Below are 5265 nucleotides of genomic sequence, written 5' to 3'. Positions count from 1 at the left end.
GGGGCTGGATTGCCCGCCGGGCAATTTCAGCCCCGCCGGCGTTTGAGGCGCCGCCGGAGGCAAAGCCAGCCTCGCCGGCGTTTGAGGCGCGGGGGTTCGGGGGCGGAGCCCCCGTAGCGGCGCCGCACCCGGCCGGCGGACGTCACAGGCGGAAGACGCCGCGCCAGGTCCAGCCCGCCGCCAGGACCGCCTCGCGGAGGGGCGCCTTCACCCGCGCGGAGCTGAACGCGGAGTCCTCCTTCAGGCGGCGGCGGCCGTCGGGGCCGCGTTCGATCGTCCACTGCTTGGAGGTCGAGGCGAGAGGGCCCCGGGAGTACTTGAGGCCCTGGCCACCCAAGGACCGCTCGCCGCTCTCCAGGGCCTCCCACTTCTCGTCGAGGGCCCTGACCTCCCGCGCCCCCGGGACCAGCCGCAGCCGGGTCTGGCCGCGCCGCGGGTGCCAGGGGCCCGGCGGGATCCGCCATACCGCCACCAGGTCGGCGCCCTCCCGCGGGGTGCCGTTGCGCAGGCGGAACGGCGTGTCCGGGCCGTCGAGCGCGAGCAGCGCGGCCCGGACCTCCAAGGCGGGCAGCGGTGTGACACCCCTGTCGGGGTGCCGCGTACCGGTCAACTTGTCGAAAAGACCCATCGGGTCAACGTACAAGCTCACACCGGCCGTCCACGCACTCACGCCGCACCCGGCCCCGGGAGACGGTCTGCGCGAGCCCGAGGATCCAGCACATCGGGCACCCCCGCAGGGCGAGCACACCGACCGGCGCGAGCAGCAGACTGCCCGGCCCCGTGAACGGAAGGAGGGCGAACGCGGCGATCAGCGCGCCGAATCCGATCGCGCCGCGAACCAGGTGCCGGGGCAGCGAGGCGCTCGAAAAGTCGGGGCCGTCAGTCTTCGCCATCTTCGCCATCTTCGCCTCCGGGGGCAGGGTTCAGGGAGAGTTGGACGGCCGCGCGGGCCCGGTGCAGCCGGGACTTCATCGCGGCGGTGCTGAGGCCGAGCGCGTCGGCGGTCAGCCGTCCGCTGTGGCCCTGGATGTCCCGCATGATCAGCACGGTCCGCTGGTCCTCGGGCAGCGCGGCGACCGCCTTCGCCACCCTGGCCGCCTCCAGGCGCAGCACCACCTCGTCCTCGGCCGACATCACGGCGCCGCCGTCCGGGAGCGGCCCGGGGCCCCGCGGGATCGCCGAGCGGGCGCGCCGCAGGCACTCGTTGCGGACGATGCGGAACATCCACGACGCCAGTGCTCCCGAGGCCCTCAACATCCCGATCTTGCGGTACAGGATGATCAGGGCCTCCTGCGCCGCGTCCTCGGCGTCCTCGGGCGAGGCGCACAGCGTGCGGGCGAACCGGCGTACGTGCGGGTGCGAGCCGGACACCAACGCGGTGATCGAGTCGACGTCGCCGCGCTGCGCGGCGGCGATCAGCGTCGCGCCGGGCCAGGTCGGGTCAGCCACGGGCCCGACCCCGCTTGCGCAGGACGAAGAACGTGCACGTGCAGAGCAGTACGAGCGCCACGGCACCGGCGATGAGAGCGATCACGACAACCTCCAGGTCATGTGCCGACGTGGTCGTCGGTACACGCATAAGAGGCGAGGGTGCCGGAAAAGGATTCACCCCAGGATGGGATCGATCACCGTCTCGCCCATCGAGGCCCGGCGGATGGAATCGGCCAGGTCCTCCACCGGGCCGTCCCGCAGCACGAGTCCCGCAGCGCCCGCGGCGAGTACGGCCTCGGGCAGGCCCGGATGGGCCGAGCCCGTCAGGACCAGTACCCGGCACTCCGGATCCTCCGCGAGCAGGGCCGCCGCGGTGGCGACCTCCTCGACCAGCGCCACCGCCGGCCGCGCCGTCAGGTCCCGTACGACCTCGATGTCCGGCTGGAGACCGAGCCGGAGCGCCAGGGGCGGGTTCTGCGGATCCAGCAGGACCCGGAGCGCGCGGGCCTGGCGGTGATCAACGGGCATTTCATCCACGCCGAAAGCCTATCTGACGTGAAGTCAGGAGTCTTCCCAAGTGCCGGGGCGTGCGTTATACATTCCCTCACCGGCCGGAACTGGAACGCGTTCTAGAACCGGCCGCCCCGCATACGACCTCGGTGCGGCCGACGGTGCGGACGGCCGCACCGAGGTCTTCCAAGGAACAAAAAAGGAACAAAAGGAGCAGCATCCTCATGCCGATCGATGCCGCCAAGGCCCTCGCCGCAGACCCCCGCCAGGGGGACATCGGCTGGGACCACAAGGACATCCAGCTCTACCACCTCGGCCTCGGCGCCGGTACTGCGCGGAACGGCCAAAGCCTGGCGACCGACCCCGACGAGCTGCGCTACACCCTCGAATCCAAGCTGCACGTGCTGCCCAGCTTCGCGACCGTCGCCGGCGCCGGGATGGCCATGCTCGGCGGCCTCTCCGCACCCGGCATCGACGTCAACCTCGCCATGGTCCTGCACGGCGGTCACTCCATCGAGCTGCACCGGCCCATCCCCGTCAAGGGCCGGGCCACCTCCAGCTCCAAGGTCGCAGCCGTCTACGACAAGGGCAAGGCGGCCGTCATCGTGCTGCGCTCCGAGGTCGCGGACGCCGACGGACCGCTGTGGACGAGCGACGCGCAGATCTTCGTACGGGGAGAGGGCGGGTTCGGCGGCGAGCGCGGGCCCTCCGCCAAGGAGGAACTGCCCGAGCGGGCGCCCGACCGCGTCGAGGAGCGGCACATCCGCGATGACCAGGCGCTGCTCTACCGGCTCTCCGGCGACTGGAACCCCCTGCACGCGGACCCCGAGTTCGCCAAGCTCGGCGGCTTCGACAAGCCCATCCTGCACGGCCTGTGCTCGTACGGGATGACCCTCAAGGCCGTCGTCGACACGGCACTCGGCGGGGACGTGTCCCGCGTCCGCGCCTACCGCACGCGCTTCGCGGGGATCGTGTTCCCCGGCGAGACGCTGCGCATCCGGATGTGGCAGGAGCCCGGCCGCGTCCTGGTGTCGGTGACCGCAGTCGAACGGGACGACGCGCCGGTCCTCGCCGACACCGTCGTCGAACACGCGTAATCCAGACCTGTGGAAGGAGCCGCACCGTGCGCGCAGCACTGCAGAGCGAGATCGGCCAGGACAAGCTCGAAGTCGTCGACGACATGGAAGCCGTGGGCCTAGGTCCCGGAAAGGTGAAGATCCGGGTCAAGGCCACCGGCCTGTGCCACTCGGACCTCTCCGCGATGAGCGGCATCCTGCCGCAGCCCGCCCCCTTCATCCCGGGCCACGAGGGCTCCGGAGTGATCGCGGACGTCGGCGACGGGGTCACCAGCCACAAGATCGGCGACCGGGTCCTCGTCTGCTGGCTGCCGCCGTGCGGCCACTGCCCGTCCTGCAAGCGCGGCCAGGGCCACCTGTGTCTGGCCAGCCTGGTCAACGCGGGCACCCCCAACTTCAAGCGCGCGGGCGGCGACATCTTCGGCTTCGCCGCCACCGGCACCTTCGCCGAGGAGCTCGTCGTCGACGCCGCGTGCGCCGTGCCGATCCCCGACGACGTGCCCTTCGACATCGCCGCCCTCATCGGCTGCGGAGTCACCACCGGCCTCGGCGCGGCCATCAACACCGCCAAGGTGGAGGCCGGTTCTTCGGTCGCCGTCATCGGCTGCGGTGGCGTCGGCATATCCGTCATCCAGGGCGCCAAGGTGCAGGGTGCGGCGCAGATCATCGCCGTCGACCCGGTGGAGTCTCGGCGCGAGGCGGCCCTGAAGTTCGGGGCGACGGAGGCGGTCGGGCCCGACGCCTTCGACGACGCCAAGAACCGCATCACCGCCGGCGAGGGCTTCGACTACGTCTTCGAGGTCGTCGGCAAGTCCGCAACCGCGCAGACCGCCTACAAGATGACCCGGCGCGGCGGCAGCGTCGTCATCGTCGGTGCGGGCGCGCTCGACGACAACTTCCAGATCGACATGTTCTCGCTCTTCTTCGACGAGAAGAAGATCCTGCCGTCGATGTACGGCGGCGGGGACGTGCTCCGCTCCTACGAGCGCACGATCGCCCTGTGGCGGGCCGGCCGGGTGGACCTGGCGAGCCTGATCACCCACCGGGTGCAGCTCGCCGAGATCAACGACGCCCTGGACCAGATGCGCACGGGCGTGGCCCTGCGCACCTGCATCGAACTCTGACGCACGCCCCGTCGACCAGCTCTGAGAGGAACCGTACGGATGTCACTGCCACTTGAGGGACTCTCCGCCATCGTCACGGGCGCGGGCCGCGGGCTCGGCCGGGCCGAGGCGATCGAGCTCGCGCGGCTCGGCGCGAGCGTGGTCGTCAACGACTTCGGCCAGCCGGGCCGCGACGGCTCGGGGGAGGCCTCGGCCGCCCCGGCGGAGGAGGTGGCCGAGGAGATCCGCGCGGCGGGCGGCCAGGCGGTGGCACACCTCGGCGACGTGGCCGACTTCGAGCAGGCGCGCGAGCTGGTCGAGCTGGCGGTGAGCAGCCTCGGGAAGCTCGACATCCTGGTCAACAACGCGGGCATCCTGCGCGACCGGATGGTCTTCTCGATGTCGGAGGAGGAGTGGGACTCGGTGATCCGGGTCCACCTCAAGGGCCACTTCAACACCACCCACTTCGCGTCCGTGCACTGGCGCGAGCGCTCGAAGGCGGCGGGCGGCCCGGTCTACGGCCGGATCGTCAACACCTCCTCCGAGGCCTTCCTCGGCGGCTCGGCCGGCCAGCCGAACTACGCGGCGGCCAAGGGCGGCATCGTGGGCCTGACCACGTCCACCGCCCTGGCCCTCGCCAAGTACGGGGTCACGGCCAACGCCATCTGCCCGCGCGCCCGTACCCGTATGACCGAGGACGTCTTCGCCGGCTTCCAGGTCCCGGAGGAGGGCAAGCTCGACGCCCTCGCCCCCGAGCACGTCTCCCCGCTCGTCGGCTACCTGGCCTCACCGGCCTCGGCGAAGGCCAACGGGCAGCTGTTCGTCGTGCACGGCGGGATCGTCGTCGTGATGGAACGCCCCAAGGTGGCGGCCAAGTTCGACACCTCGAAGGAGGCCTTCTCCTTCGAGGAACTCGACGAGCTGCTCACCCCGCACTACGACTCCCGCCCGGCGAACGAGACCTTCGCCGCGGCCGAGGTCCTGGGCCTGAAGCACGACTAGCCCGACCCGTACGAGGTGAGGCGGGGGCCCCCGGGGGCCCCCCCCGCACCAAGTTGTGTGGCCCGCAAAGGTAGACGGGGGACGGCGCGCGGGCCCGCGCCACGCCCGGGGGTGGGGACCCGGCCAGGAGGTCACAAAGAACC

The 5265-nt window shown here is 71.6% G+C and carries 7 protein-coding genes; 3 read left to right on the top strand and 4 right to left on the bottom strand.

Annotated features, from left to right (window positions below):
- Positions 1-142: 142 nt before the first annotated feature.
- From ACFV9H_RS41120 to ACFV9H_RS41105, 4 genes are all read right to left on the bottom strand, one after another.
- A complete protein-coding gene (locus tag ACFV9H_RS41120) occupies positions 143-628 on the bottom strand; it encodes a hypothetical protein (protein WP_385409077.1) in 486 nt (161 codons plus the stop codon).
- Between the two features lie 4 nt (positions 629-632).
- Positions 633-893 (bottom strand): hypothetical protein, encoded by a 261-nt coding sequence (locus tag ACFV9H_RS41115; protein ID WP_385409075.1) that lies wholly within the window; start codon positions 891-893, stop codon positions 633-635.
- On the bottom strand, positions 880-1449 hold the full coding sequence (locus tag ACFV9H_RS41110) for an RNA polymerase sigma factor (protein WP_385409073.1): 570 nt from the start codon (positions 1447-1449) through the stop codon (positions 880-882). The genes ACFV9H_RS41115 and ACFV9H_RS41110 overlap by 14 nt, the downstream gene beginning before the upstream one ends.
- 156 nt (positions 1450-1605) lie before the next feature.
- On the bottom strand, positions 1606-1959 hold the full coding sequence (locus ACFV9H_RS41105; protein WP_385409078.1) for a DNA-binding response regulator: 354 nt from the start codon (positions 1957-1959) through the stop codon (positions 1606-1608).
- Positions 1960-2165: 206 nt separating this feature from the next.
- Here ACFV9H_RS41105 and ACFV9H_RS41100 point away from each other — a divergent pair, with 206 nt between their 5' ends.
- Genes ACFV9H_RS41100 through ACFV9H_RS41090 form a run of 3 tightly spaced genes read left to right on the top strand, consistent with a single transcriptional unit; the run spans position 2166 to position 5122 of the window.
- Entirely contained in the window at positions 2166-3038 is an 873-nt protein-coding gene (locus ACFV9H_RS41100) for a MaoC/PaaZ C-terminal domain-containing protein (RefSeq protein WP_385409071.1), read from the top strand.
- 26 nt (positions 3039-3064) lie between these two features.
- On the top strand, positions 3065-4141 hold the full coding sequence (locus ACFV9H_RS41095) for a Zn-dependent alcohol dehydrogenase (RefSeq protein ID WP_385409069.1): 1077 nt from the start codon (positions 3065-3067) through the stop codon (positions 4139-4141).
- Positions 4142-4180: 39 nt separating this feature from the next.
- Positions 4181-5122, top strand: a complete 942-nt coding sequence (locus tag ACFV9H_RS41090; RefSeq protein WP_385409067.1) for a 3-oxoacyl-ACP reductase — start codon at positions 4181-4183, stop codon at positions 5120-5122.
- The last annotated feature ends 143 nt before the right edge of the window (positions 5123-5265 follow it).

Source organism: Streptomyces sp. NPDC059874 (genome assembly GCF_042731135.1).
Taxonomy (GTDB): domain Bacteria; phylum Actinomycetota; class Actinomycetes; order Streptomycetales; family Streptomycetaceae; genus Streptomyces.
Note: the sequence above shows the minus strand (reverse complement) of the source record. Positions and strands in the feature narration are given on the sequence as shown.